Here is a 22,379-nt window from a genome sequence, read left to right on the forward strand (position 1 = left end):
CTATGGCTCACGCGACCGCTCATCACGCAGCACCTCAAATCCATCACGCAGCGGCTCATGCCGAAGGACAGCAGCATCCGATCAAGCTGTATCTGGTGGTCTGGGCCTGGCTGTTCGTGCTCAGCACGATGTCGTATCTGGTCGACTACTTCCACCTGCACGGCTACCTCAGGTGGTCGCTGATCGTCCTGTTCATGGTCCTCAAGGCCGGCTTGATCGTGGCCGTGTTCATGCACATGGCCTGGGAGCGCCTGACGCTCGTCTATGCGATCCTGATCCCGCCTCTCGCGATCCTGGTCTTCGTCGCGATCATGGTGCTCGAATCCGACTACACCCTCCTGTCGCGGATGATCTTCTTCGCGAACGGGGCGTAGGACGCATTTCGGTCGCCGCAGGCTTTCATCGTCATGGCGAGCGCGGCGAAGCGATCCAGGAGCGTATCCGTCGACGGGTAGATTGCTTCGCCTCCGGCTCGCAATGACGGGGAGGTGGCGGAAAGGGCAGTGCATCACGCCTGCGCGCGCAAGGACGGCAGTGGGTCCGGCGCTACTCCGGTTCCGGCGCTGCGCCGCCCGCTCTCAGACCCTCTTCGTCATTGCGAACGAAGTGAAGCAATCTACCCCTCGACGGAATGAGTGGCACACCGCCGTCCGTGGCTCACGAGAGCAGGCCGCAATAGGACTCCTGGCCTGATCGCTGCGGCCTCTTGTTCAATCCTCGACCAGCGCAGCGCCGCAACTCGCCCCCAAAAAGCTCAGCCGGGATCATGTCCCGGTTGGCATACGCGCGAAACTGGATCGGCGAATCTATTCAGTCGCCGCCAGTTCCTGATCGACATCGCGCTCGACGACCTTTCGGTAGAGATGCCACGTGGCGTGCCCCAGCACGGGTACGACGACGGCCAAACCGGCGAGGAACGGCACGCTTCCGATGATCAGCAATCCGGCGACGATCAAGCCCCAGATGGCCATGGTCTTCGGATTCTCCATCACCGCCTTGACGGAGGTCTCGACGGCAATACCGGCGCCCACGTCGCGGTCGAGCAACAGCGGGAATGAAACGACGCTGATGGCGAGGACAACGACTGCGAAGACCAGCCCCACGATGTGCCCCAAGATGATCAGTGCCCAACCGCGCGGTGTCGTGAGCACCTCACCGAGAAAAGCTGGGTAGGATTGCGGCGCATAATTGCCATAGAGCCAACTGTAGAGCATCTCCGCTGCGCCGATCCAGGCGGCGAAGATGGCCATCAGCAGGAGGCCCAGTGCGAAAATCGAGGGAATCGAGGGCGCACGCAGAATGTCGAACGCATGTTGCCAGGACGTATCCAAACCGAGTTCACGCCGTCGGCTGATCTCATAGAGTCCGATCGCCGCGAAGGGACCGATCAGGGCGAAGCCGGAGACCAGCGGGAACACCAGGTGCATCGATTCTTCGCTGAACGTCAGGGCGGCCAGGCAAAGTCCAGCGATCGGGTAGAGCATACCCAGGAAGACCAGATGAGATGGCTTGGCCTTGAAGTCCTCGAATCCTCTGGCGAGAGCATCCCAGAGGTCATCCGTGTCGATCGTTCTTACTCTCGGTCGGGTTATCGTCTCGTGCGCACCGGCAATTACATGAAAGTTTGCCATGAGAATGCCTCCCAGGAAGGGTTCGGAATAGCTACCCCCCGTCACGGTGCCGGCATGGCGGCTGGCAACGCGAACCGCGATCTGCACACAAATAACCATACACGCGAGCGCCGCTCGTGTCGCCCCACATTGCACTCCGGGACGCAGTTTATGGCGGCATCCTCTCTCGGACGGAGGTAGGGCGGTCGCGCGTGGTCGCGAACAATGGCGGAGCAGTCGGCTTGCTATCTTCATGCCGCCTGGTGTCAGACGCAGGTTATCCTGCAGCAGCCGGTCGAAATTCGGCAATGACATCTCTCGCCGACATTGGATCCGCGAAGGCAGCCGGACCCGGTAGGTGCCATTGCCCTGCCGTCGCTGTAAGAAGCGACGTGAGTCGGCCCTCTCAGGGGGGCTCTGCTCAACTGGACCGAAGCGATCAATCGTGAAGGAAAGGCCGAATGATACTGGAAATTGCTCAAATCGACGTGAAAAGCGGCATGGAAGCCGAGTTCGAGGCCGGCGTAGCCAAGGCCGTCCCACTCTTTCAGCGTGCGAAAGGTTGCGCGGGAATGGAACTTCAGCGCTCGATCGAAAGGCCGAACCGGTATCGTCTCTTCGTCCGCTGGGAAACCCTGGAGAATCATACTGTCGACTTCCGTGGTTCGGCAGACTTCCAGAGTTGGCGCAGCCTAGTCGGCCACTGCTTTGAGGCACCTCCCGACGTCGAGCACACGCAAGTCGTCCAGCGCGGCTTCTGAAAAGCGGATCAACGGAAACACTCCATCTTGCTGGTGCTGGGGCTTGGCAAGCCAAAACTCCTGTTCCGCAGGTCCGCGGTACCGTTCAGGTCCCCACCCGATGTCGCAAGGCTCGCTCCAGCAGCAAGGTCGGCGCGAGGGCGATGGCGAACACGACGGCCGTGATCAGGAACCCGTCCTGGTACGCCGTCGTGCTTGCCTGCGCATAGATGGCCTGCCCCAGAAACCAGATCGCAGCGGGCGCCTGCTGCCATGACGGGAGACCAAGCTGGCCCATGAGGCCACCGACCTGAGCGATCAGCGAGAGTGCCGCGGGATTGTCGGGCGTCTGCGTCGCCGTCAACACGTCGGCATGGAACAGCGAGCGCTGTTCCAATACGACCGTCAGAAGGTTTACGCCGAACGCGCCTCCGAGTTGGCGCATGAAATTCATCGCCCCGGACCCTTGGGAGATCAGAGCCCGAGGCAGAACGCCGAGCGACCCCGCGCTCAGAGCCGGAAACACGAGCCCCAGGCCGACGCGGCTCAGAGCGGTCCACCAGGCCAGCATCCAGAACGTCGTGTTGATATCGACATTGGCGCTCAGATATGAGGACCAGGCAAAGATCGCGAGGCCGACTCCGATCAGGATTCCGCTCGAGATCCTGTCGCTGAGGCGCCCTGCGATCGGGAAAACGACGACGAGCGCGAAGCCCGCCGGCATCAGCAGCAACCCAGCCAATGTCGGCGTGTAGCCCTGGATCGTCTGCACGAATTGGGGAACCAGGAACGTCGACCCGAACAGGCCTGCACCCAGGACAAAGCTTACGACAGAAGCCGCCGCAAATGCGCCGTTCATGAAGAGCCGCATGTCGAGCAGCGGCTTCGGGTTTCGCCATTGCCACCACACGAAGGCAAGAGCCAAGATCAGGCCAAGGATCCCGCCGAGGAGAATCAGATCGGACGCCCATCCCTGCTTCTGCCCGTTCGAGAGCGTGCTGAGAACGACAACCAGGAAAAGCGACAAAAGGCTGAACCCGATCCAGTCGAAGTTCGGACGGGGGCCGGTTTCCTGACGGGTCTGCAGAAACATGCAGCCGAGCGCCATCCCGATCAGTCCGAAGGGCACGCCGAGATAGAACACGAAACGCCAGCTGAAACTGTCCATCAGGACGCCGCCGACATAGGGGCCGAGCGCTGGGGCCAGGACGACGCCGATCCCGAAGATGCCCATGGCGGAACCGCGCTTCTCCGGTGGGAACACCTGGAAGACGATTGTCATGGTCAGCGGCTGGATGATGCCGGCCGCCGCCCCTTGGAGGATACGGGCGAGGATCAGCGTGTTCTCGTCCGGCGCCAGGCCACCCAGGATGGAGGCGGCCGCAAAGAGACCCAGCGCGCCGACGATGGTCGCGCGCTGGCCGAAGGCGCGATCCGCCCAGGCAGCCACCAGCATGGTTGCCGTCATGGCGGCAAGGAACGCCGTCGACAGCCACTGCGCTTTCGCCTGATCGATCCCGAACGCGCCCATGACATCGGGCAGCGCGACGTTCACGATCGTCGTGGAAAGTGCAACCGCGATGGCAGCAACCATCGCGGTCCCGGTAGCCCACCAGCGGTAGACGGAGCCGAATCGGGCGAAGAGATCCTCAGTCGATTGCATCGATGGTGACTTCGACCATCATTCCGGGCCGGAGCAGATCGTCCTGTTGCTCGACCGAAATCCGCACCGGAAGACGCTGTGCCACCTTGGTGAAGTTCCCGCTCGGATTCGGGCTCGGCAACAGGGCGAACTGGCTCGTCGCAGCCTGTCCCAGCCGCACGACTTCGCCTTTGAACTCATGCCCGGGATAGGCATCGACCGTGACCACTGCCCTCGCCCCGGCTTTGATCCTGGCGAAGTCCGTTTCCTTCACGTTCGCATCCACCCAGACATTGTGCGGGTCGTGGTACATGAAGAGACGCGTGCCGGGCGTAACGTATTCACCTACATCCACGAAAACGGCATCGATCACGCCGTCGAATGAAGCGGAGACCTTGCGTTCTTCGAGATCGATCCGCTGCTGCTCGCGGCGCGAGATCTGGGCAGAGCGCTGTGCGTTCAGAACCTCGATTTGCCGCTCGAGCAGATCGACCTGCGCGAGATCCGCTTCGACGACTCGCAAATCGGCTTTGGCCGATTCGACGCCTGCCCGCGCCTGGAGAACGGCCTGTTCGGCACTCACGAGGCTCGTCCGGATTTCGTCGAAGCGCTGCTCGGAGACGATTTGACGGTGATGGAGCGAATTCGCGCGCTCGCTCTCACTGCGCGCCTGCTCGAGGTCGGCTTCACGAGCGCGGAGTCCGGCTTCGGCACTCGCCACGCGCGAGCGAGCCGCGTCGAGACGGCTTTGCGTCTGGCTGCGCACCATCGCCTGTTGCGCCCTCAGGCGCTCCTGGTCGGCATCGATCCGCCCGATTTCCGCATCGATCTCCTGGAGTTTCAATTCGGCTGCCCGGCGGTCGATCGCTGCAAGGCTGTCGCCTTTCCGGACCGTATCCCCCGCCAGGATCGGCAGCGCCGTCACGGTGCCTACGGATTGGCTGCTGACGGTCACGATGTTCCCCGCAATACGCGAGTCATTGACGTAGACGTGGCTCCAGCGGGCGACGATCCAGTCCCCAGCCAAGGCCCCACATCCGGCAAGGATCGTTGTAGCAATCAGGAACTGTCCGAGACGCTTGCCAAGCTTCCCGGAAGATCGGGATTGCCTGCTTGCTATGGGGGCGGCAGGTCCCGGAGACCTCGCTTCCTCGGGCTGTAGTGCCAGACCGGAATCGGCCCCAGCTTCGCCCGTTCCCGCATCGACCGGGCGCACTATCCTGAGTTCAGCCATGCGCCACAGCCTCTTCGACCTGAGTCGCGGATGTGGAGAGATTCGCGCGCATCATCAGGAGAATTTCGGTGAGCCGCTCGCGATCCGCATCCGGAACGCCTGCTAGAGCCTCGCTCCGCGTTTCGGCGCCGATCGCCCGAATTCTCTCGAGGAGCGGGTGGGCCTGCTCGGTGAGGTAGAGCAGTCGAACACGCCTGTCGGTTGCGTGATGCCGCCTCTCGATCAACCCGGAAGCCTGAAGACGGTCCAGGATCCGAACCAGGGTGATCGGTTCGACCTCGAGAATTTCCGCCAAGGCTCCCTGGTGGATGCCCTCGTGGCGGGCAAGGTGTGCGAGGACCTGCCATTGCGATCGCGTCAGCCCGAGACCGCGGGCCTTCTGCTCAAAACGCTTCCTTAGAAGACGGGCGGTGTCGTGCAGGACAAAGCCAAGATTACGGTCAGGATCATTCATGTCGCGGTCTATCATATGCACAACTAATATAAGCACGCCTATAATAGGGCAAGCCTTCTAAGCAGGCGCACACGGCTTTTCGCCAAGAGAGCAGATGGCAGCGATAAGGGGCCGACGATGCATCCCGGCCAAGCCGCACTGTGCCAATCCGGTTCGAGCCGCCCCCTTCCCTTTCCAGACCGTTTGGCGCAGAGGGCGACGGACATCGCGACACTCGCCCTATCCCGCCCCTTCCCTTTCGCGTTCATGCTCCACTCTTCAGACGGTCCAATGTACTTTCAGACTGCCGTCACGGTGCTCGACTGGTTCGGGATCGTCGTCTTTGCGGTCTCGGGGGCACTGGTCGCGTCCCGCAAGCAAATGGACATTGTCGGTTTCGCCCTACTCGGGACCGCGACGGGGATCGGTGGCGGCACAGTGCGGGACCTGCTACTCGGGCGCCTCCCGGTCTTCTGGGTTCAGGAGCCGGCCTATCTCGTGACCTGCGTGGTCGTGTCCTGCATCGTCTTCTTCACGGCTCACATTCCGGGTTCGCGCTACAGGCTCCTACTCTGGTTCGATGCCGTTGGCCTTGCCCTCTTCGCCGTGGTCGGGGCCGAAAAAGCGCTCGAGAGCGGGGCAAACCCGGTCGTCGCGGTGACCATGGGTGTGATCACGGGAACGTTCGGGGGCGTGATCCGGGACGTCCTGGGCGCCGAGAGCCCCGTCGTGCTCAGCCGGGAGGTCTATGTCACCGCCGCACTTCTCGGCGCCGTAGTGTTCACCGCCGCCATCGGAGCCGGCCTTCCACGCGAGATTGCGATCGGAGCCGGCCTGACGGCCGGATTCTCGCTACGAGGCGCAGCCCTCTATCGCGGATGGTCGCTGCCACGGTATAAGCCGCGTCCGGGGCGCACCCTGGCCGAGTTGCAGAAGCACGGCTCCCTTGCAAGGCGCGACGATTGACCGCCGCCCGGCAGCCCCGGGGCGACAACTTGCGGCGCACGTGCCAAATCAGGTGGCCAGCCGGATTCACTTTCGGCAATATGCCGGTGGCTCTCCCTCAGAGGAATCACTTGTGAACCGCGACCTTGCCATCCTGCTTGCCATCACCCTCGTGCCGGCATTTCTCGTGCTCGCTGCTCTCGGCGCAATATCGGGAATCGACCTCGTCACGCCGACCGTCATGATTGTCGTGTTCACAGTCTTTATCCTGGGCGCGCTCTTCGAGATCAGACGCCTCGTCGACCAGCCGTGACCCGAGCAAGCGCGAACGAGGTCCATTACCAGCGGCACACGAGGCCTCAGTAACCTGCCCATAGTCCCGGCGTGGCGATCTCGAGCAGATGCCCGTCGGGATCACGGAAATAGACGCTGACTCCGCCCCGCGGCCATTGGGTGCGCCCTTCGAGGTCGACCCCGGCACGGGTGAGATGCTGCTGCCATTCTTCCAGCTCGTCCGCCCGAATCGAAAAGGCGACGTGCATCGGCCCTTGGCCGTCGTGAGGCGGGATCGAACCACCCGGTGTCTCAATGGGCTCGAGAGACTGGCCTTGGGGAAAAAGGAGGAGAACGCCGTTGCCGCCGACATCGAACGCGCGCATGCGGTGATCGGCGTGGATGCAGCGCAGCCCAAGGATGGTGTCGTAAAAGGCAGCGGCCCTCTCGAGATCGGCGACGTAGAGAACGGTTTCGAGCACTCGTTCCAGCTTGGGCATGTTTCTCTCCCGAATCCTGCAGGCGTGACCCGGCGCCGATAAGCGTGCTCGATCATATCGCTATGCCCCGATAGAGGGCCATCCTGGGCCTGACGGTCCGTGCGTCTCTCGGCGAGAGCCAGGCTCGGGAGGGAGCGGAACCCGAGATCCATTCCCATCGTTCCAACGGACAGCATGACCACGCAAAGGAGTCCACGTTGCGCAGCAAGCTTCACGTTGTCATTTGCAGCACCCGTCCGGGGCGAGTTGGCCCAACCGTTGCGCACTGGTTCCATGAGGTCGCGATCGAACATGATCAATTCGATGTAGCCTTAGTCGATTTGGCCGAGTTCAACCTGCCTCTCTTCGACGAACCCAAACATCCTCGGCTGCAGCAATATCAGCACGAGCACACAAAGCGCTGGGCCGCGAGCGTGAATGCGGCGGATGCATTCGTCTTTGTGACGCCGGAATACAATCATGGCCCTCCGCCGTCGCTGCTCAACGTCTTGAATTACGTCTATCTCGAGTGGAATTACAAACCGGCAGGCTTCGTGAGCTACGGCGGCATGTCCGGAGGCATGCGCGCGGTGCAGGTCGAAAAGCTCACGCTGACGACGCTGAAGGTGGTGCCGATTATAGAATCCGTGGTGGTTTCGATGGTCTCGCAGTACATTGAGGGTGGCGCGTTCAAGCCGAACGACATCCAGTCCGATGCGGCCATCGCGATGCTCAACGAACTCGCGCGGTGGGCCGAGTGCCTGAAACCGATGCGAAACCATTCGGCGAAGTGAGCGCCGCGCACGCATCTCGAATCGGCAGGTGTCCGAACACTGTTCTCACCCCACGACAGATTGATTCGCATCGACGAAGAGCGGCGTGGTGAGCACGAGCCGAATTCGGCATTTTATCCTTACAATTCACAACTCGTTTACCATCGCCCCATTTTGACCCGAATCGCGCCGTTCTTATCCGCCTGACGCAGCGGAAGCATGGAGACCAGCGATGGCGAGGGATGGCAGACTTGTCGATCGGGCTCCGCTCCAGTCGGATGCAGAGCTTCTTCGCGCCATCCGCGACGATCTCCACATCGTTTATGACGTTATCCTGCAGCGTCCGCCCCCGAACAACGTTCGCGCATTGCTCTCACGCCTGGATCGCGAACCGGTCATGTGCGATCGGAAGGAGCGTGCCTGTGGCGAAGTCGAAGTACTTCGCTCATAATATCTCTGCGCCGGACTTCCCGTGTTTCCAGTTTACGGAGTGAACGACGTTTCCGCATGTAAGCGGAAGGCGATGAGCGGCGTACACTGATGTGATTCGGATAGCGCAGAGTGTCCCCCTCACCCGCGCCCCTTGTGGGAGAGGTCGCCCCAATTTGGCAGAACGAACCCAAATCTACCTTCGCCTCGCCCCTTACGGGGGGCGCCCCGATGGAGCGAATGAGGGTGACAGCGCCTACGCGGCAAGCACAGCATAACACCGCGCTCGTCAGAGGACGCGCGAGCGAATGCGGCAACTCTACGCCGGGAATCGTACCCTGTAGTGCAATCCGTTTTTGCGGCCATAATTTGGAGTGAAACCGTACTCGCAATACGAGGACATCACTCTTGCGCGCCTTCGAAATCAGCGGCCAGTTCGGCCTGGACCATCTCCGCCTTGTCGAGAGACCAATGCCACAGCCGAAGGCGGGAGAGGTGCTCGTCCGGATGAGCGCCGCGACCCTCAATTACCGCGACCTGCTGGTCGTCGAGGGAACATACAATCCGAAGCTTCGCTTGCCGCTGATTCCGGTCTCCGACGGCGCGGGCGTCGTCCAGGCAACCGGAAAGGGAGTAGCGCGATGGCGCTCGGGTGATCGGGTTACTCCCATCTTCTTCCAAGGTTGGCTCGAAGGCGAACCCGATCGCGAAAAGCTCGGGACCGGCCTCGGCGCTCATCTCAACGGTGTGCTGTCCGAGTACGGAGTCTTCCCAGAGGACGGCCTGCTGCGCGTGCCGGACTACCTGACCGACGCCGAGGCGGCAGCCCTGCCCTGCGCGGGCGTCACTGCATGGAGCGCAATCGTCAAGCTCGGTGGCGTCGCTCCCGGTGATGCCGTTGTCGTCCAGGGCACAGGGGGAGTGGCGCTGTTTGCCCTGCAATTTGCAAAACTCGCAGGCGCCACCGTCATTCTCACATCCTCATCGGACGCGAAACTTGCGAAAGGTAAGGAGCTCGGCGCCGATCATCTGATCAACTATCGGGCCGAGCCCGATTGGTCGCGCGCTGTGAAGGATCTGACCAATGGGCGAGGAGCCGATCTCGTCATCGAGATCGGCGGAGCCACGACGCTGGCGCAATCGATCCGGGCTGTACGCGTCGGCGGTACGATTGCGATGATCGGAGTGGTTACAGGCGCGGCGGCATCGGCCGTGCCATTACCGCTCGTGGTCATGCGCCAGATACGAATGCAAGGTGTTACCTTGGGCTCGCGTGCGGACTTCATGGCCATGCTGCGAGCCTGTGCAGCGGTACAGTTGCGCCCGGTTCTGGACGAGAAGCGCTTTGCGTTCGACGAGGTATCAGCTGCCTTCGCGCGCATGGCCGCAGGAGAGCATTTCGGCAAGATCGCGATCGAGATGTTATAGCAGCACACACCGATGCGCAGACAGCGAAGAAAATGAGCAAGAGCTTGGGCACTTTCACCAAGCGACGCCTTGGCTGTTCAGATTTTTCAGTGACCGGCCTCTTGACGCGGGCACCCATCGTTGCAACATTAAATGACATCTACAGGGATGGAGGCTACGACAATGACTCCACCGACGATATGCTGGCCACAGGGCAGAACGAATACCTCTCAATGCGGATGGAGGTGGTCAGAAGATTTCGACGATCATAGTTCTCTATCTTGGCCGGATTAACTCCGGATTAACTGATTTTTGACGTTCGACCAACAGGTCGTAGCGGGCTCCGCCGATAACTCGGGGAGCCCGCATGCTTTTGGAGACACCAGGTCATTCTTTGCGGCCTCGGCCCTCATTTTCGACAGGGCACGGTGCGAGGACTCGCTTCAGCGTTACCGTAATTTCGCGTCCGTTCGCTTCATTCAATGCGATAGCGGTACCCAACCAGGATGGTCGAAGTGCTCGCCATATGCGTTGAGCGCTTGGATCACGTGAACGACGCCCTGGTCCTGCCCTGCTTCCTCCTTCATCGCCGTGACGCCATCGAGGATCTGCGCGATGGCAAAATGAAGTTGAAGATCCGCATCGGCCGGCAGCTTGCAGTTCGCGACGATGAAATCGGTGTGCTCCTGCACCTTATCGGCCAGCGTGCCGAAATCGGCAGCCGCGAACCGGCCCTCATGGATCGGGTGCAGTGCATCAGCAACCACCGAGCGAATTTCGGTCATGCCTTTCCGTAATGCGTCATCGGTCTGCCATTTCTGCCCGTTGTTCAGCACCATCTCGGCGACTGGAGCACTGCCGGCCGCGTGGTCATGACCCGTTGCAGCAAGCGCTGCTCCGGAACTTCCGGCGATCATCCCGAGCATCACCAGATACGGAACGAGTCTCTTTCTCCTGAACATGTTCGAATCTCCTCTGTCGAACGAAAACACGTTGATGCAGGAATGACGTTGCCGGTAGGTCGCAGTCTGGCGCTACATGTCCGGGCTGGCCTTATCGAAGTTGTGCGCTGATCAGCTCTCCGGTCGCTGGCGCATAAGTAACCTCGATGGGATAGCCGCTATCGTTCAGGGCCCGGATCTCATAGCAGCCGTGATCCGTCTTCATCCGCTGAATCCGATAGCCGAGGTCTTCCAGGCTTTTGGTGATCACGCTCGACCCAACAACTCCGCGGTCCGAGCTTGTTCCACAACGCACGTCATTCTCGCTTGCTACGGCAAAGCCGCCCAGTCCGATGGCCGCCGCGACAGCGGTCAGGGTCATGAGTTTACGCATCTCGGTTCCCTCCATGCGATCGGAACACCATGTCCGATCGATGGACAGACTTTAGCTTGCGGCAGCTTTCACCCCGGTGTTGATCCATGTCAGCGACTTGTCAGCCTCGAGAAACCATGATGACGCCATGTTCTGTCTCACCCGCCGCCACCTGATCGGCCTGAGTCTCTGCGGAATGGCCACGTTGCTCCCGTCTGCTCTCCTGGCGGATCAGGATCGCGACCACGATCGGGCGCGTCGCGCAGTCGAGAGCGGCGAGGCGCTTCCGCTCTCCGACATTCTCGCACGGGTGCGCCCTGATCTCGGGGGCGAGGTCGTCGGGGTGTCCTTCGAGCGCAAGCGGGGTCGCTGGGTCTATGAGTTCAAAGTGATCGGGGCCGGAGGGCGCCTCGCCGAGGTCTACGTGGATGCCGCGTCCGCCCAAATCCTGAAGCGGGAGGAGGATTGATGCGCATCCTACTGGTCGAGGACGAAGCCAGAATTGCCGGCAAGGTGCAGACGGTCCTCGAAGCTGCCGGCTACGCCGTGGACCACGTGGACGACGGTGAGGAGGCCTGGTTCCATGGCGATACGGAGGACTACGACCTTGCGGTTCTCGATCTCGGGTTGCCCAGAATGGATGGGCTTACGGTTCTCAAGAAGTGGCGGGCCGGCGGCCGGGATTTCCCGGTCCTGATCCTGACGGCGCGTGGCGCCTGGGCGGAGCGTGTTGAGGGCATCGACGCCGGAGCGGACGACTACCTGACGAAGCCCTTCGCGATGGAGGAACTTCTGGCCCGCATGCGCGCCCTGCTGCGCCGCGCCGCCGGGCGGGCGACGCCAGTCCTGACGATCGGCCCGGTCGCCCTGGACACTCGTCGGATGCGGGTCACGATCGACGACACACCGGTCGCCCTTTCCCCACTCGAATACAGATGCCTTCATTACCTGATGCACCATGCCGGGCGGGTCGTTCCGTCCGGCGAGTTGATGGAACATCTCTACGCCCATGACCACGACCGCGAGCCGAATGCGGTCGAGGTCCTGATGGGACGCCTCCGCAAGAAGATCGGGGTCGACCTCGTCGAAACACGCCGCGGCTTCGGCTACATCGTCCCGAACCCTGTAGCCCCATGAGGCGAGGCTCGCTCAAGCGTCGGCTCCTCGCCGCGGCGGCCAGCTCAATCGTCCTGGCCCTCGTGATCGCAGGAATTGGGCTCCTGCTCCTGTTCGAGCGCCATGTCGAACGGCGAATGACGTCCGAGCTCCAGATCTATCTGGACCAGATCGTGAGTGGAATCGACCGTACCCAGGACGGGGCCCTCCAGGTCGTCAGCGAACCCGCCGAGCCGCGTTTTCTCGAGCCCTTGAGCGGCCTCTACTGGCAGGTTGCGGCCGAGCCCGACGGACCCGTCCTACGCTCGCGCTCTCTGTGGGATGAAACGCTGGCTCTCCCGGCGGACACGCTGCTGGATGGGGAAGTCCACGAGCATGTGATTCCCGGCCCCGCCAAATCCTCGTTGCTCGTCGTGGAGCGTGAGGTCCAACTGCCCGAGCGGCTCGGAGATAGGAGGATCAGAGCCGCCGTCGCCATCGACCGTTCGGAGATCCATGCCGCCGGACGGGATTTTGCGCTCGACCTCGTGCCTTCCCTGGCGCTCCTCGCAGCGATTCTGGTCGCGGCCGCCTGGGTGCAGGTTACCGTCGGGCTGAGGCCACTCGATACGGTCCGGCGCCGGCTCGCCGCAGTACGCGCGGGACGGGCGACCCGGCTCGGAACGAATTTCCCCGACGAAGTTCATCCGCTTGCAGCCGAGGTCGACCACCTTCTCGATGCTCAGGAGAAGGCCCTCGAGCGAGCCCGGGCGAGAGCGGCGGATCTGGCTCATGGACTCAAGACGCCGCTGACCGTTCTGACCTCCGATGCGGCGGAGCTCCGGGCGCGAGGCGAAGAGCAAATCGCGGACGAGATCGCTGCCGTGACCGACGGCATGCGGCGCCACGTCGAACGCGAGCTCGCGCGAGCGCGGGCCGGCGCGCGGATCCATCCGCGAGCCTCCCATCCGCTGCGGCCAGTTGTCGACCAGGTGGTCGGCGTCCTGCGGCGGACCCCGCGCGGACACGACCTCGACTGGGACGTGATCGTCCCCGAAGGCATCAGCACTCGGGTCGATGCGCAGGATCTTGCAGAGATGCTCGGAAACCTTGCCGAGAACGCGGTCAAGTGGGCCGTGCGGAAGATCCGAATCACGGGGTGGTGGACCGACACCAATCTCGTGCTGAGCGTCGAGGATGATGGCCCGGGCATTCCCGGCTCTGAGGCTGCGGCGGCTCTGGCGCGTGGACAGCGTCTCGATGAAAGCCAGCCGGGGAGCGGTCTCGGCCTCGCGATCGTGAGCGATCTCGTCGAGACCTGCGGGGGATCGCTATCCCTGGGACGCTCGGAACTTGGCGGGCTACTGGCCGAACTCCACCTCCCGGACTCGCCTCGATCCGTTCTCTGACGCCGGCGGACCCGGAGCATAACGGTGCGTGGGTCATGAAGCCCACTGGCGCCGGAACTCGACCGAGCTGGTCACGAGCCCGGCTTGCGCAGCGCACCCGGCAAGTCCTGGCCGCCAAAGTCGATCGTGGAGCGTTGGAGAATACGCCCGGTATCATCGATCACGACTCGGAAGCGGCGGCCCTGGTAGAAAAACGACATTCGATAGCGCCCTTCGTCATCATCGCTTCCGCGCTCGCAACGGCTCGTGATGGCACCTTGGCGGAGCAGGTCGGGGATCGTGTCCGGCTCGAGCCCTAGCCCCTCGCCGAGCATCCGGGCATCGATCTGAATGCCATCGTCGTGAATCTCGATCGCAGGCATGATGGCTCTCCTCTTTCTGACAAGCCCTGCTCGCCGTCGGCGCCTTGGATCTGGCTCCTTTTACCGCCGATGCTGACGCACGCTCGTTGCTTCGGATCAAGAAGACGGACGATCGTTGGAGCCCATGTTCCCACGGAGCGGCAGGTGCATCCCGGGATTGTCCATGCCCGAAGCATGGCCTTCGGAATTCAACTTGCGGCAGCGCAACAAACGGCAGGCCATCGCGCACTATGCTGGACGAAAGGTCCTGGAGAAGTCCCGATGTCGTATCATCGCAACGTGGCGATTGCTGAAGACAAAGCCGATCTGGCGGAACTCGACTTCGAGGCGCAGGTGCGCGAGGCCTACGATGCCTGCCACCCGAACGATTCCTTCAGCGCCCTCAAGCAGCGTGCTCGTTTTTCCAAGGAAGCATCGGGCCTCTATAGGGGATGGATGCGCGCCGCTCGAAGCGGTGCGCTCGGAATGATCGAGAAGCGCACGCAGCCCGACGCAGACGCGAAATCGTCAGCGCTCGCCGCGTGAGGCCAAGCGGTCCTGCCGCAAGCGTGGTGTAAGGATACCGCTTTCGAGCCAGTGGGCCAGATTGCTCCACTTCATTCGCAATAACGGAGAGGACCGCGGGCACGAGGAGCACAGCTGCGGATGGAGTCTTGCCGGACCGACTGCCGCCATTGCGAGCGGAGGCGTGATGCACTGCCGCTTCCGCCGCACCTCCGTCTTTGCGAGCCGCAGGCGAAGCAATCTACCCCTCGACGGATGCGCTCCTGGATTGCTCCACTTCATTTACAATGACGGGGTGGCATGAGGACAGGAGACCACTGCCGGAAACGGAGTGGTGCCGGACCCTTTCCGCTATTGTCTTTGCACCCCATCCACCATCCGTTGGACTGGCAAACGGCCCGTGCCGCACCAGTACTCATCATGCTCGCGTCTCCCGTATCGTATTCGACGCGAGCCACTGGCCCGGACCGGCACGTCGCCATGATGCCCCGCAGTCTTGACCGGGCACGCGTGGAGTGGAAACGCGATGAATGACTACGCCCCCCTGAGCCTTCATGTGCCCGAGCCGGCGGTCCGGCCGGGCGACAATCCCGATTTCTCGGATGTCCCGATTCCGAAAGCGGGATCCGTCGAGCGCCCGCCCGTGGACGCCGACCCGGAATCGATCCGCGGCCTCGCCTTTTCGATCATCCGCGTCCTCAATCGGAACGGCGAGGCGGTCGGCCCCTGGGCTGGCCTCCTGAGCGACGAAGAGTTGCTCGAGGGTCTGCGCCACATGATGACGCTGCGCGCGTTCGACTCGCGCATGCAAACCGCACAGCGGCAGGGCAAGACCTCTTTCTACATGCAACATATGGGCGAGGAGGCCGTCAGCTGCGCCTTCCGAAAAGCGCTCTCGCCCGGGGATATGAATTTCCCGACCTACCGCCAGGCGGGCCTGCTGATCGCCGGTGGCTACCCGCTGGTCGACATGATGTGCCAGATCTACTCCAACGAGCGGGATCCGCTGAAGGGGCGACAGCTTCCGGTTCTCTATTCGGCCAGGGATTACGGATTCTTCTCGGTCTCCGGCAATCTCGCGACGCAGTACATCCAGGCGGTCGGCTGGGCGATGGCCTCCGCAATCAAGAACGACACGCGGATCGCGGCCGCCTGGATCGGCGACGGATCGACGGCGGAGTCGGATTTCCACGCGGCCCTCGTCTTCGCGTCCACCTACAATGCGCCGGTCGTGCTCAACATCGTCAACAATCAATGGGCGATTTCGACCTTCCAGGGCATTGCGCGCGGCGGCTCCGGCACTTTTGCGGCCCGCGGTCTCGGTTTCGGAATTCCGGCGCTGAGAGTCGATGGCAACGATTATCTGGCCGTCTATGCGGTCGCAAAATGGGCGATCGAGCGAGCGCGCCGCAATCTCGGTCCCACCCTGATCGAATATGTCACTTACCGGGTCGGCGCGCATTCCACGTCCGACGACCCGTCCGCCTACCGCCCGAAGACCGAATCCGACGCATGGCCGCTCGGAGATCCCGTGATCCGGCTCAAGAACCATCTCATTGTTCGCGGGGCCTGGTCGGAGGCGCGCCACAAGCAGGCCGAGGCGGAAATTCTAGACGCGGTCATCACTGCCCAGAAGGAGGCCGAGCGCTACGGTACGCTTCATGCCGGCGGAAAGCCTTCGGCGCGGGACATGTTCGAGGGCGTCTATGAGGAGATGCCGCCCCATCTGCGACGGCAGCGGCAGCTGGCGGGAGTCTGAAGATGCCCCGCAAGACCATGATCGAAGCCATCCGCGATGCCATGGACATCATGATGGGCCGCGACGACGACGTCGTCGTGTTCGGTGAGGACGTCGGCTATTTCGGCGGCGTCTTTCGCGCCACCCAGGGCTTGCAGGCGAAATATGGCAAAAACCGCTGCTTCGATGCGCCGATCAGCGAATCCGGCATCGTCGGCGCCGCGATCGGGATGGCGGCTTACGGACTTCGCCCGTGCATCGAGATCCAGTTCGCGGATTACATGTATCCGGCCTATGACCAGATCGTGTCAGAGGCGGCGAGACTCCGCTACCGCTCCAACGGCCAGTTCACCTGTCCGATCGTCGTCAGGATGCCGACCGGCGGCGGCATCTTCGGCGGGCAAACCCACAGCCAGAGTCCCGAAGCTCTCTTCACCCATGTCTGTGGTCTCAAGACCGTCGTGCCATCCAACCCGAGCGATGCAAAGGGCCTGCTGATTGCCGCGATCCAGGATCCCGACCCGGTGATCTTCCTCGAGCCGAAACGGCTCTACAACGGCCCCTTTGAAGGCTATCCCGAGCGTCCCGTCACGTCATGGGCCAAGCATGAGCTGGGAGAGGTCCCGGATGGCCACTACACGGTACCGCTCGGCGAGGCCGTGATCCGGCGCAACGGGACCGCCGTGACGGTCCTGACCTACGGCACGATGGTCTATGTCGCGGAGGCGGCTGCAACCGAAACCGGCATCGATGCCGAAATCATCGATCTTCGCACGCTCGTGCCTCTCGACATGGAGGCGATCGTCGCATCGGTGCGGAAGACCGGCCGGTGCGTCGTCGTTCACGAGGCAACGCTCACATCGGGTTTCGGCGCCGAGCTTTGCGCCCTCGTTCAGGAAACATGCTTCTATCATCTGGAGGCTCCGATCGCGCGCGTGGCAGGTTGGGACACGCCGTACCCGCACGCTCAGGAATGGGATTACTTCCCGGGTCCGAGCCGCGTCGGCCGTGCGCTGCTCGAAACCATGGAGCAGTGAAATGACGGAGCACGTCGTCAAACTGCCAGATATCGGTGAGGGTGTCGCGGAAGCCGAACTCGTGGAGTGGCATGTCAAGACCGGCGACCTCGTTCGAGAGGATACGATCCTGGCTGCCGTAATGACCGACAAGGCGACCGTCGAGATTCCATCGCCCGTCGAGGGCGAGGTTCTCTGGCTGGGTGCGGAAGTCGGCGACATGGTGCCTGTCGGCTCCGAGCTCGTCCGCCTCAAGACCGTCGGCGATCACTCGGCCGTCGCTGCGCCTCCAAAGCGCGAGCCGAAGCCCCCGGCTGCGGCCGCTCCTGAATCTCGTGCACCGAGCGGCGAGCCGGCAGCGCAGCCCCCCTCGCGCAGAGAGGACACGCCGCCCCGACCGGCCGCGGCGGCCGCAACGGAGAGGCCTGCGCGGGCTGCATCGTCACGGCAGCTCCTCCGCAACGCTCCTCGTCCAGAGGGCGAGAAGCCTCTGGCATCACCGGCGGTTCGCCTGAGGGCAAGAGAGGCGGGATTGGACCTGCGCCAGATTCCCGGCACGGGACCGGCGGGCCGCATCACCCATGAGGATCTCGATGCATTCCTGGCTCATGGACCTGCGCCTGCAAGAGCGCCCGGCCTGCAGACGAAGACTTTCGTGGAAGACGTCAAAGTCGTCGGCCTGCGCCGCAGGATCGCCGAAAAGATGTCGCTCGCGAAATCGCGCATTCCTCACATCACCTATGTCGAGGAGATCGATGTCACCGCGCTCGAGGAGCTTCGCACGACGCTCAACCAGCAGAAGCGCGAGAGCCGACCGAAATTGACGTTTCTGCCCTTCCTGATGCGCGCCATGGTCCGCGCGATTGCCGAGCAGCCCAACGTCAACGCTCTTTACGACGATGAAGCAGGTGTCCTGCATCAGCACGCAGGCGTCCACATCGGCATCGCGACGCAGACGCCTGCGGGCCTGACGGTGCCGGTGGTAAAGCATACGGAGGCGCTCGATATCTGGGGCTGCGCAACGGAGCTGAACCGCCTAGCGCAAGCTGCAAGGGCGGGAAGCGCGGCCCGCGAGGAGCTGACGGGCTCGACCATCACGATCACCTCGCTGGGCGCGATGGGCGGCGTCGTGTCGACGCCGATCATCAATCATCCCGAGGTCGCGATCGTCGGCGTCAACAAGATCATGGTGCGCCCGGTCTGGGATGGCTCGTCCTTCGTTCCGCGCCGGATGATGAACCTGTCCTCGAGCTTCGATCACCGCGTCGTGGATGGCTGGGATGCCGCCGTTTTCGTGCAGCGCATCAAGTCGCTGCTGGAAACCCCGGCACTGATCTTCATGGATGAATGAGTCCGGTGGGACAGGTGAATGGCCCCGCGCATTCTGCAATGACGGCTCGGGTCCACGGAGGCATTTGATCGGATGAAAGAGATCTCCTGCAAGCTCCTGGTGATCGGTGCGGGACCTGGCGGCTATATCTGCGCCATCCGGGCGGGCCAGCTCGGAATCGACACCGTCATCGTCGAGGCGAAGAAGCCGGGTGGAACCTGCCTGAATGTCGGCTGCATCCCGTCCAAGGCCCTGATCCACGCTGCCGACGAATTCGAGATGATGGCGCGCAGCGCGGCCCGCGAGAGCCCGCTCGGCATTTCCGTTGGCCGGCCCGAGCTCGATTTCGCGAAAACCATAGCCTGGAAGAATAGAATGGTCGGGCGGCTCACCGGCGGGGTGTCGGGCCTCCTGAAGAAAGCGCGCGTGAAGATGGTCGCGGGTTGGGCGCGCTTTCGCGACGGCAAGACCGTCGAGGTCGAAACGGAGACGGGGCTGCAGGTGATCCGAGCCGAGCAGATCGTCATCGCCACCGGATCCGAATCGGTCGAGCTGCCGTCCCTGCCCTTCGGAGGCCCGGTGATCTCGTCGACCGAAGCGCTCTCCTTGGCTCAGGTACCGGGCAGGCTCGTCGTGGTGGGTGGAGGTTATATCGGCCTCGAGCTCGGGACGGCCTTCGCCAAGCTGGGAGCGGCGGTGACCGTCATAGAAGCCGAGGCACGCATTCTCCCTCAATACGATGCGGAGCTGACGCGGCCTGTCGCAAAACGCCTGGACGAGATCGGGATCGAGGTGCTGACCGGCTGCAGGGCGAAAGGGCTCAAAGGCGACGTGCTAACGATCGAGATGGCGGACGGACGGCAAGAGACGCGCACCGCCGACAGGATTCTCGTGACCGTCGGACGCAGGCCGGTCACCGACGGCTGGGGGCTCGATGCGATTGATCTCGACATGAACGGACGGTTCATTCGCATCGACGACAGGTGCCGCACCTCGATGCGCGGCGTCTATGCGATCGGAGACGTGACGGGTGAGCCGATGCTGGCGCATCGGGCGATGGCGCAAGGCGAGATGGTGGCCGAGATCGTCGCGGGCCAGAACCGGGTCTGGGACAGAATCTGCATCCCGGCCGTGTGCTTCACCGATCCCGAGATCGTCGCAGTCGGCCTCTCACCCGGAGAAGCGAAGGCTTCCGGGATCGACATCAAGACGGGTCTGTTTCCCTTTCAGGCCAACGGGCGCGCGATGACCCTGGGGCGGGAAGCTGGCTTCGTCCGCGTCGTCGCGAGGGCGGACAATCACCTTCTCCTCGGGATCCAGGCTGTCGGTGCGGGCATCTCGGAACTGTCGGCCGGCTTCGCCCTGGCCCTCGAGATGCGGGCGCGCCTCGAAGATATCGCCGGCACGATTCATGCCCATCCGACCCAGAGCGAAGGCCTGCTCGAGGCCGCCTTCGGGGCTCTGGGCCACCCTCTTCACATCTGAGCCCCACCTCACCGCTACCCTCGCTCGGAAACGGGCCAGAGCGGAGTTCCAGCCTTGTACCCGCTCTGTCGGGTTCCCAACAGACGAAGAACGATTCGCTCGTATATCCGTCACGATATTACCTAACGGAATGGCGTCGTACATGGCTAATGCAAAGCAGCAGATTGAGAATGATGTTGCGTCACCACGTACCTATTGCCCCGATCTCCAGCCGGTCATGCAATCGCTGCTCCGCACGCTGGCTGACATCGAGTTCGATTTCGAACAGGAGCGGGAGCGTCTTGAAAGCAGCACCAGCGACTCGCGTGTGAAGGCCCTCGTGCTCGAGAAGTTGCGCGCGAGGCATCGCGAGCGGCGCGAGCCATATGATCGTCAACTGGCGCTCCTGCAGGACCGTATTCGGCCGACGCCGGACTGGTCCTGACCTGTCGTAGCCGAGACACGGCAGGAAAGAAGGTCCATATTGGAAGCATTTGCGACGGCAGGCGGGATAAGGACCGGTTCTTGTATGTGCCGGCCGAGGTTCGCTGCCTGGAGCGCCGAGCATGAGCATCGCTGGCCTCGGGCTTGAATTCTGATTCCGTACCAGCCACGCCACCGGGCCAACTGCCTGTCCGACAAGGCTGAAGATACCGGGATTGCGCATCGGGTCGTGCTTCCGGTCGCCGTTGCAGCCTCTTGATGGGCTTTCTCGGCCCAATCCTGTGCTTCTTGTTCGATCCATCCCGGACCACGGGGCCGTATTCCCCTCTAAGCCCAAGGTACGAGTACCTTCGACCGGCGGAAGTCCTTTCCTTCAGCGTGTTTTGAGCGCATGATTCGAAAAGCGGAGGGCACCGCCATGTTCGATCGCTTGAGACTTCACGTGTTGGAGCAGGGCCAGTCAATTTCCGTTGCTCTGCTGGCAGTCCTCTTTTGCGGAGCACTGCTTCTCGGATTCCTCTGAACGCGCTCCCCCGCATCGGCCGCTTTCGGGAGAGGCGACACGGGCGGGGTAAAATTGGCCCAAGCGCAGCATGTGCCGGTCTGACAGCTGGCAGGGTCATGGCATCCGGCATCACTCAAGGAGGGAATATGCGCCACATTTCCTGGATCGCCCTCACCTTTCTGGTCGTATCATCGGCGCTTGCGCAGACCACCACACCCGCTTCCCCGGCGCCGGGCGGAACGACGGGCACCACCGCGAATTGGTGGTGGATCATTCTGCTCGTCATCATCGTCGCGGCCGCGATCTGGTATTTCATGCGGTCCAGAAATCGAATCTGACGACAAGCGCGCTCCTTCGGCAGACAGGATCAGCGCGGACGGAATCCTCGAGATCTCCGCCGGACGCGGATGTCGCGGGAATTCCGCTCAGTCATGCAAGCCGTTTCGTACCGCTCATGCAGGTGAGGAGCCGAACTGGACGTGCGGATCGCGGACGCTTGTGAACACGGGCGACGCTTGCGACCGATTCCCTGCGACGATTTCCGATATGGTTGTCGCAATCTTCTCTCCTCCCTTTGCGGACGGCTCGATCGGATTGGCATAGTCGTCTGGTTCGGAGCAGATCAGGCGAAGATCGATCAGAGGGAGCCGACGCGCAAAGGCTGCGCGGGTGATCACGTCATTGAAGATGGCGAGTCCGGTCACGACGAGGCGCTGCTCCTGCGGATCCGGAAATCGAGCATCATAAATGGTGCAGAGGGTCGTCGGGAGCCGAAACCGGATCACCGCGTCCAGCATCGCGTCGTAATCGCGGGCGAACCGGTCACGAATATCGGCCAGCCGGTTCAGGACGTCCGCCACGGAGCGGGCTGCCTGCCGAAGAACATCGCTTTGCTGGAGAGCATCGTTGCCGCCTGCACTCACGACGAGATGGGTCGCCTCCGACGGGATGTTCCGCAGTTGAGACGCGACGTCCCGAGCCGTCGCCCCATCGACAGCACAGAGGGTGGCTCGCCAGCCGGGCGGAAGCATTGCCCGGACTTGCCTCACCACGTCGGGCTGACCTGGGACGTAAGCAGCATTGTCGAAGATAGAATCGCCGAGGAGAACGACGTGACTCATGCCGCTTCAATCTCCAGCCGCTCTCCGCCTCTCGCCAAGGCTCTCACGCCTGCCAGGTCGAATCCGGCTGCGGCGCAGTTCGTCCAGATCTCTACTTGCCGGGGCACACCCG

The 22,379-nt window shown here is 62.7% G+C and carries 26 protein-coding genes; 17 read left to right on the forward strand and 9 right to left on the reverse strand.

The features are described from left to right. Positions 1–2 precede the first annotated feature (2 nt). Positions 3–374 (forward strand): cytochrome C oxidase subunit IV family protein, encoded by a 372-nt coding sequence (locus BN1233_RS30025; RefSeq protein ID WP_046867347.1) that lies wholly within the window; start codon positions 3–5, stop codon positions 372–374. Between the two features lie 432 nt (positions 375–806). On the opposite strand, the gene BN1233_RS30030 is transcribed toward BN1233_RS30025, so the two are convergent. Continuing rightward, positions 807–1,631, reverse strand: coding sequence for a DUF2189 domain-containing protein (locus BN1233_RS30030; RefSeq protein ID WP_046867502.1), 825 nt, complete (start codon positions 1,629–1,631; stop codon positions 807–809). Positions 1,632–2,071: 440 nt separating this feature from the next. Between BN1233_RS30030 and BN1233_RS30035 the strand changes: the two genes are divergently transcribed. Next, positions 2,072–2,371, forward strand: coding sequence for an antibiotic biosynthesis monooxygenase family protein (locus BN1233_RS30035; RefSeq protein WP_046867348.1), 300 nt, complete (start codon positions 2,072–2,074; stop codon positions 2,369–2,371). An 85-nt stretch (positions 2,372–2,456) separates the two neighbouring features. On the opposite strand, the gene BN1233_RS30040 is transcribed toward BN1233_RS30035, so the two are convergent. The 3 genes from BN1233_RS30040 to BN1233_RS30050 are packed head-to-tail and all read right to left on the reverse strand — an operon-like array spanning position 2,457 to position 5,680. Further along, positions 2,457–4,013, reverse strand: a complete 1,557-nt coding sequence (locus tag BN1233_RS30040) for a DHA2 family efflux MFS transporter permease subunit (RefSeq protein ID WP_046867349.1) — start codon at positions 4,011–4,013, stop codon at positions 2,457–2,459. Beyond that, on the reverse strand, positions 4,000–5,226 hold the full coding sequence (locus BN1233_RS30045; RefSeq protein ID WP_046867350.1) for an HlyD family secretion protein: 1,227 nt from the start codon (positions 5,224–5,226) through the stop codon (positions 4,000–4,002). The genes BN1233_RS30040 and BN1233_RS30045 overlap by 14 nt, the downstream gene beginning before the upstream one ends. Continuing rightward, positions 5,219–5,680, reverse strand: a complete 462-nt coding sequence (locus BN1233_RS30050; protein ID WP_046867351.1) for a MarR family winged helix-turn-helix transcriptional regulator — start codon at positions 5,678–5,680, stop codon at positions 5,219–5,221. The genes BN1233_RS30045 and BN1233_RS30050 overlap by 8 nt, the downstream gene beginning before the upstream one ends. Positions 5,681–5,950: 270 nt before the next feature. Between BN1233_RS30050 and BN1233_RS30055 the strand changes: the two genes are divergently transcribed. Together BN1233_RS30055 and BN1233_RS30060 are read left to right on the forward strand one after the other, a co-directional pair. Then, positions 5,951–6,625: a trimeric intracellular cation channel family protein gene (locus BN1233_RS30055; RefSeq protein WP_046867352.1), complete on the forward strand. Its 675-nt coding sequence runs from the start codon at positions 5,951–5,953 to the stop codon at positions 6,623–6,625. A gap of 112 nt (positions 6,626–6,737) precedes the next feature. After that, positions 6,738–6,917 carry a hypothetical protein gene (locus BN1233_RS30060; protein ID WP_046867353.1) on the forward strand — a complete coding sequence of 60 codons (180 nt, stop codon included), beginning with the start codon at positions 6,738–6,740 and terminating at the stop codon, positions 6,915–6,917. Positions 6,918–6,963: 46 nt separating this feature from the next. Here BN1233_RS30060 and BN1233_RS30065 read toward each other — a convergent pair whose 3' ends face one another. Continuing rightward, a complete protein-coding gene (locus BN1233_RS30065) occupies positions 6,964–7,377 on the reverse strand; it encodes a VOC family protein (RefSeq protein WP_046867354.1) in 414 nt (137 codons plus the stop codon). A 197-nt stretch (positions 7,378–7,574) separates the two neighbouring features. On the opposite strand from BN1233_RS30065, the gene BN1233_RS30070 reads away from it, so the two are divergent. The 3 genes from BN1233_RS30070 to BN1233_RS30080 all read left to right on the forward strand — a co-directional run bounded on the left by BN1233_RS30070 (position 7,575) and on the right by BN1233_RS30080 (position 9,986). Beyond that, positions 7,575–8,150, forward strand: a complete 576-nt coding sequence (locus BN1233_RS30070) for an NADPH-dependent FMN reductase (protein ID WP_046867355.1) — start codon at positions 7,575–7,577, stop codon at positions 8,148–8,150. A gap of 211 nt (positions 8,151–8,361) precedes the next feature. Next, positions 8,362–8,580: a hypothetical protein gene (locus BN1233_RS30075; protein WP_046867356.1), complete on the forward strand. Its 219-nt coding sequence runs from the start codon at positions 8,362–8,364 to the stop codon at positions 8,578–8,580. A gap of 449 nt (positions 8,581–9,029) precedes the next feature. After that, a complete protein-coding gene (locus BN1233_RS30080; protein WP_342341675.1) occupies positions 9,030–9,986 on the forward strand; it encodes a zinc-dependent alcohol dehydrogenase family protein in 957 nt (318 codons plus the stop codon). A 458-nt stretch (positions 9,987–10,444) separates the two neighbouring features. On the opposite strand, the gene BN1233_RS30085 is transcribed toward BN1233_RS30080, so the two are convergent. Both BN1233_RS30085 and BN1233_RS30090 read right to left on the reverse strand, forming a co-directional pair. Next, a complete protein-coding gene (locus tag BN1233_RS30085; protein WP_147707629.1) occupies positions 10,445–10,804 on the reverse strand; it encodes a hypothetical protein in 360 nt (119 codons plus the stop codon). 214 nt (positions 10,805–11,018) lie between these two features. After that, on the reverse strand, positions 11,019–11,300 hold the full coding sequence (locus BN1233_RS30090) for a PepSY domain-containing protein (protein WP_046867358.1): 282 nt from the start codon (positions 11,298–11,300) through the stop codon (positions 11,019–11,021). A 127-nt stretch (positions 11,301–11,427) separates the two neighbouring features. Here BN1233_RS30090 and BN1233_RS30095 point away from each other — a divergent pair, with 127 nt between their 5' ends. From BN1233_RS30095 to BN1233_RS30105, 3 genes are read left to right on the forward strand one after another with little or no spacing between them, the layout of a single operon-like run. Then, positions 11,428–11,748, forward strand: a complete 321-nt coding sequence (locus tag BN1233_RS30095; protein ID WP_046867359.1) for a PepSY domain-containing protein — start codon at positions 11,428–11,430, stop codon at positions 11,746–11,748. Then, on the forward strand, positions 11,748–12,416 hold the full coding sequence (locus tag BN1233_RS30100) for a response regulator transcription factor (protein ID WP_046867360.1): 669 nt from the start codon (positions 11,748–11,750) through the stop codon (positions 12,414–12,416). The genes BN1233_RS30095 and BN1233_RS30100 overlap by 1 nt, the downstream gene beginning before the upstream one ends. Beyond that, positions 12,413–13,783, forward strand: coding sequence for a sensor histidine kinase (locus tag BN1233_RS30105; protein ID WP_046867361.1), 1,371 nt, complete (start codon positions 12,413–12,415; stop codon positions 13,781–13,783). The genes BN1233_RS30100 and BN1233_RS30105 overlap by 4 nt, the downstream gene beginning before the upstream one ends. A gap of 71 nt (positions 13,784–13,854) precedes the next feature. Here BN1233_RS30105 and BN1233_RS30110 read toward each other — a convergent pair whose 3' ends face one another. Continuing rightward, on the reverse strand, positions 13,855–14,145 hold the full coding sequence (locus BN1233_RS30110; RefSeq protein ID WP_046867362.1) for a DUF6522 family protein: 291 nt from the start codon (positions 14,143–14,145) through the stop codon (positions 13,855–13,857). Positions 14,146–14,406: 261 nt separating this feature from the next. On the opposite strand from BN1233_RS30110, the gene BN1233_RS30115 reads away from it, so the two are divergent. The 7 genes from BN1233_RS30115 to BN1233_RS30145 all read left to right on the forward strand — a co-directional run bounded on the left by BN1233_RS30115 (position 14,407) and on the right by BN1233_RS30145 (position 21,484). Next, on the forward strand, positions 14,407–14,670 hold the full coding sequence (locus BN1233_RS30115) for a hypothetical protein (protein WP_048708658.1): 264 nt from the start codon (positions 14,407–14,409) through the stop codon (positions 14,668–14,670). Between the two features lie 505 nt (positions 14,671–15,175). Beyond that, positions 15,176–16,408, forward strand: a complete 1,233-nt coding sequence (locus tag BN1233_RS30120) for a 3-methyl-2-oxobutanoate dehydrogenase (2-methylpropanoyl-transferring) subunit alpha (protein WP_046867363.1) — start codon at positions 15,176–15,178, stop codon at positions 16,406–16,408. Positions 16,409–16,410: 2 nt separating this feature from the next. Further along, positions 16,411–17,424: an alpha-ketoacid dehydrogenase subunit beta gene (locus BN1233_RS30125; protein ID WP_046867364.1), complete on the forward strand. Its 1,014-nt coding sequence runs from the start codon at positions 16,411–16,413 to the stop codon at positions 17,422–17,424. A gap of 1 nt (position 17,425) precedes the next feature. Then, a complete protein-coding gene (locus BN1233_RS30130; RefSeq protein WP_046867365.1) occupies positions 17,426–18,754 on the forward strand; it encodes a dihydrolipoamide acetyltransferase family protein in 1,329 nt (442 codons plus the stop codon). 72 nt (positions 18,755–18,826) lie between these two features. Continuing rightward, positions 18,827–20,218: a dihydrolipoyl dehydrogenase gene (gene lpdA, locus BN1233_RS30135; protein ID WP_046867366.1), complete on the forward strand. Its 1,392-nt coding sequence runs from the start codon at positions 18,827–18,829 to the stop codon at positions 20,216–20,218. A gap of 142 nt (positions 20,219–20,360) precedes the next feature. Further along, positions 20,361–20,642 carry a hypothetical protein gene (locus BN1233_RS30140; RefSeq protein ID WP_074078396.1) on the forward strand — a complete coding sequence of 94 codons (282 nt, stop codon included), beginning with the start codon at positions 20,361–20,363 and terminating at the stop codon, positions 20,640–20,642. Between the two features lie 650 nt (positions 20,643–21,292). Further along, positions 21,293–21,484 carry an LPXTG cell wall anchor domain-containing protein gene (locus BN1233_RS30145; protein ID WP_046867368.1) on the forward strand — a complete coding sequence of 64 codons (192 nt, stop codon included), beginning with the start codon at positions 21,293–21,295 and terminating at the stop codon, positions 21,482–21,484. A gap of 114 nt (positions 21,485–21,598) precedes the next feature. Here BN1233_RS30145 and BN1233_RS30150 read toward each other — a convergent pair whose 3' ends face one another. Further along, positions 21,599–22,267, reverse strand: a complete 669-nt coding sequence (locus BN1233_RS30150; RefSeq protein WP_046867369.1) for an SGNH/GDSL hydrolase family protein — start codon at positions 22,265–22,267, stop codon at positions 21,599–21,601. Positions 22,268–22,379: the final 112 nt, after the last annotated feature.

This window comes from Microvirga massiliensis, from assembly GCF_001006805.1.
In the GTDB taxonomy this organism is placed as follows: Bacteria; Pseudomonadota; Alphaproteobacteria; order Rhizobiales; family Beijerinckiaceae; genus Microvirga; species Microvirga massiliensis.

Coding starts and splice junctions, on each gene's coding strand:
- BN1233_RS30025 (WP_046867347.1), top strand. CDS start 3: ATGGCTCACGCGACCGCTCATCACGCAGCACCTCAAATCCATCACGCA.
- BN1233_RS30030 (WP_046867502.1), bottom strand. CDS start 1,631: ATGGCAAACTTTCATGTAATTGCCGGTGCGCACGAGACGATAACCCGA.
- BN1233_RS30035 (WP_046867348.1), top strand. CDS start 2,072: ATGATACTGGAAATTGCTCAAATCGACGTGAAAAGCGGCATGGAAGCC.
- BN1233_RS30040 (WP_046867349.1), bottom strand. CDS start 4,013: ATGCAATCGACTGAGGATCTCTTCGCCCGATTCGGCTCCGTCTACCGC.
- BN1233_RS30045 (WP_046867350.1), bottom strand. CDS start 5,226: ATGGCTGAACTCAGGATAGTGCGCCCGGTCGATGCGGGAACGGGCGAA.
- BN1233_RS30050 (WP_046867351.1), bottom strand. CDS start 5,680: ATGAATGATCCTGACCGTAATCTTGGCTTTGTCCTGCACGACACCGCC.
- BN1233_RS30055 (WP_046867352.1), top strand. CDS start 5,951: ATGTACTTTCAGACTGCCGTCACGGTGCTCGACTGGTTCGGGATCGTC.
- BN1233_RS30065 (WP_046867354.1), bottom strand. CDS start 7,377: ATGCCCAAGCTGGAACGAGTGCTCGAAACCGTTCTCTACGTCGCCGAT.
- BN1233_RS30075 (WP_046867356.1), top strand. CDS start 8,362: ATGGCGAGGGATGGCAGACTTGTCGATCGGGCTCCGCTCCAGTCGGAT.
- BN1233_RS30080 (WP_342341675.1), top strand. CDS start 9,030: ATGCCACAGCCGAAGGCGGGAGAGGTGCTCGTCCGGATGAGCGCCGCG.
- BN1233_RS30085 (WP_147707629.1), bottom strand. CDS start 10,804: ATGGTGCTGAACAACGGGCAGAAATGGCAGACCGATGACGCATTACGG.
- BN1233_RS30090 (WP_046867358.1), bottom strand. CDS start 11,300: ATGCGTAAACTCATGACCCTGACCGCTGTCGCGGCGGCCATCGGACTG.
- BN1233_RS30095 (WP_046867359.1), top strand. CDS start 11,428: ATGTTCTGTCTCACCCGCCGCCACCTGATCGGCCTGAGTCTCTGCGGA.
- BN1233_RS30100 (WP_046867360.1), top strand. CDS start 11,748: ATGCGCATCCTACTGGTCGAGGACGAAGCCAGAATTGCCGGCAAGGTG.
- BN1233_RS30105 (WP_046867361.1), top strand. CDS start 12,413: ATGAGGCGAGGCTCGCTCAAGCGTCGGCTCCTCGCCGCGGCGGCCAGC.
- BN1233_RS30110 (WP_046867362.1), bottom strand. CDS start 14,145: ATGCCTGCGATCGAGATTCACGACGATGGCATTCAGATCGATGCCCGG.
- BN1233_RS30115 (WP_048708658.1), top strand. CDS start 14,407: ATGTCGTATCATCGCAACGTGGCGATTGCTGAAGACAAAGCCGATCTG.
- BN1233_RS30120 (WP_046867363.1), top strand. CDS start 15,176: ATGAATGACTACGCCCCCCTGAGCCTTCATGTGCCCGAGCCGGCGGTC.
- BN1233_RS30125 (WP_046867364.1), top strand. CDS start 16,411: ATGCCCCGCAAGACCATGATCGAAGCCATCCGCGATGCCATGGACATC.
- BN1233_RS30130 (WP_046867365.1), top strand. CDS start 17,426: ATGACGGAGCACGTCGTCAAACTGCCAGATATCGGTGAGGGTGTCGCG.
- lpdA (WP_046867366.1), top strand. CDS start 18,827: ATGAAAGAGATCTCCTGCAAGCTCCTGGTGATCGGTGCGGGACCTGGC.
- BN1233_RS30140 (WP_074078396.1), top strand. CDS start 20,361: ATGGCTAATGCAAAGCAGCAGATTGAGAATGATGTTGCGTCACCACGT.
- BN1233_RS30145 (WP_046867368.1), top strand. CDS start 21,293: ATGCGCCACATTTCCTGGATCGCCCTCACCTTTCTGGTCGTATCATCG.
- BN1233_RS30150 (WP_046867369.1), bottom strand. CDS start 22,267: ATGAGTCACGTCGTTCTCCTCGGCGATTCTATCTTCGACAATGCTGCT.